Genomic DNA, 2329 nt, shown 5'->3' on the forward strand with positions numbered 1-2329 from the left:
ACTTATTAAAAAGGAAGATCCCGAAGGCGATGACAAAGGCCCTTACGGAAAATACTCATATCCAACGGATATAACCTTCAAAAACCAAATGGACCTTCTGGGTATAACTCTCAAACAAGTTGGCGGAAGCCTTGTGGTTTCAATGAAAATCAAAGACCTGACTACCTCGTGGAGCCCCCAAAATGGATTTGACCATGTTACTTTTCAAATCTACGTGGACGATCCATCTGCAAGAGCTTTACCCTATCAAAACGCTGAGATGCCTGAAGGAAGCGACTGGGATTACTTCATCTTTGCCAATGGCTGGTCCATAGTTGCTTATTCATCAGAAGGAAGTGGTCCACAGTCTTTTGGAAAACCAATTTCTCCCACACCCAAAGTAAAGACAAACAACATGACCAGTGAAGTCACTTTGATAATCTCAGGCGAGCTTTTTGGAAGACCTGATTCTTACAGTGGATTCAAGTTTTACATAACCACATGGGACTTCGACGGAATAGAAGCAAAATACAGAGATCTCTATCCTGAGCCAAAGGCTTACCACTTCGGTGGTGGCATGAAATCCGATCCTTATATCATGGATGATGTGTTCTTTGTTATACAATAACTCTTAAAGATTTTTCTTGGTTTTCACACAGTCTCCATAAAGGAGGCTGTGTGAGTTTCTTGGAGAACATAATTTTTTGAATTATAATAACACGAAGTCGTAAAAGCGGGGAATTCCTCGCTTTTTCTTTGCTATAACTTTGTAGAGGTGAAAAACGAAAGTCATAAGAAAAAATTCTCCCTTTCTCGACGTAGATGAGAAACTTTTTCTTGTCATAGATGGTCTATAACCGATGGCGAGAGCGGCGGTATTTATTAATAGTAAAGTGCTCGAACAAGGAGGTATAAAAGAATATTTTAGGTCCTGATTCCCGGACAAATGAAAGCGCTCCGCAGAACCTATAGCATTCACTTACCATGATGGAAACTCCATCAGAGTTTAAGCTACAACTACAAATTACAATAAAATTCTAAAGTATCTAAAAGGCAAAATGCGGATAAAGTCATTCAGGAACTTTGTAGTATATGTGACACAAAAATTCGAAGAAACGGCGTTTCTTTTGTCATGCATTACCATATAGGAAAAACCACACTAAAAAGTGCTACATAGAAGCATAAGGTGGAATCATTAGCTTTGATAATAAGAAAAGCTTTCAAGATGTTCTTGGCATTGATAGCAAGGCGTACAAGGAATATGACCTTCTAGTCAAGAAAATTTAGAAAGTAGATCCCGGTTTTGTTTTGTCAGTAAATAACCCCCGAAAGCTGCTCTTTGCCTTGAGTACCATTGGGAAGCTCTACAAACACGCTCAGGTCATGTGAGTTCTTATATGAGTCTGTCTCAAAGAATATAAGCCATGAAGAAAGAATATACTCTGCAATGCCAATTTCTGAAAGATCAGGTTCTTCTGTTCCTTCTTGATAAATTATAAGTCCGCCTGTTGCGTTAACAAGTTCTCTTGGATCGCCTGGATGGCTGAAATCGGTGTCACTTTCATAGTAGAAAGTGCCTGTGGAAGCTATTATGTGTAAAGTGGCGTATCCGTAAATAGCCTCAAATACATCCTGTTTTGTATATGGATCAAAAAACTCATTTTCAGGAATAATGAAATTTGGCCAGGTAACATCAGGCGGTTGATCTCCTGTGTAATGGCTGAAAGCATCTGTCAGCAATATGATGACTCTTTCGGTTCCTGCCCTCCAATTCATGTTATTCCAAGCAAACATAATGGCGCCATAGATGTTTTCTGGAAGGTCCTGACCACCGTAAGCAACCAGTTCATTCGCGTAATTACTCGCGATTTCAGAATCAGAGAGATTGATAAATGGGGCAGAATAGCTTGCACCTTCATAATCCGGATTGCCGGGAGCATAATCCCCAAAAGGAATTACTGCTGCTTTTATGTCATATCCAGCATCGGATAAAGATTGCAGAAACTTCTGAATACTGCTTTTAACTCCTGAGATCTCATCTGACATGCTACCGGTTGTATCAACAAGAAAAACTATGTCAGCACCAATACGAACCTCAGTTTCTTTGACGATCACAAACCCCTGAGGTTTTCCATCTTCAAAGACCATAACCTTGCCATTGTCAAGCGTACCCAAATAGTCAGGAATGCTCAGTTTCAACTTAAGAGGCATTGGAGAACTAATGGGATCAAATATGGGAATACTCGAAGGGAGTTTGTCTATCGTGAAGAAAATATCAAGACCATTTCCCCAGGTGTTGGGAACTCTTACACCAATTGGGTCCAGAGGAATATCCTGTTGCAATACTGGA

The 2329-nt window shown here is 40.1% G+C and carries 2 protein-coding genes; one reads left to right on the forward strand and one right to left on the reverse strand.

Annotated features, from left to right (window positions below; translation table 11 throughout):
• A partial coding sequence (locus tag AC3LHT_RS10430) for a glucodextranase DOMON-like domain-containing protein (RefSeq protein WP_488662841.1) occupies positions 1–607 on the forward strand: 607 nt, incomplete at its 5' end.
• A gap of 683 nt (positions 608–1290) precedes the next feature.
• Here AC3LHT_RS10430 and AC3LHT_RS10435 read toward each other — a convergent pair.
• On the reverse strand, positions 1291–2329 hold a 1039-nt coding region (locus AC3LHT_RS10435; protein ID WP_488662842.1), incomplete at its 5' end, for a VWA domain-containing protein.

It is taken from the genome of Kosmotoga sp. (genome assembly GCF_982836095.1).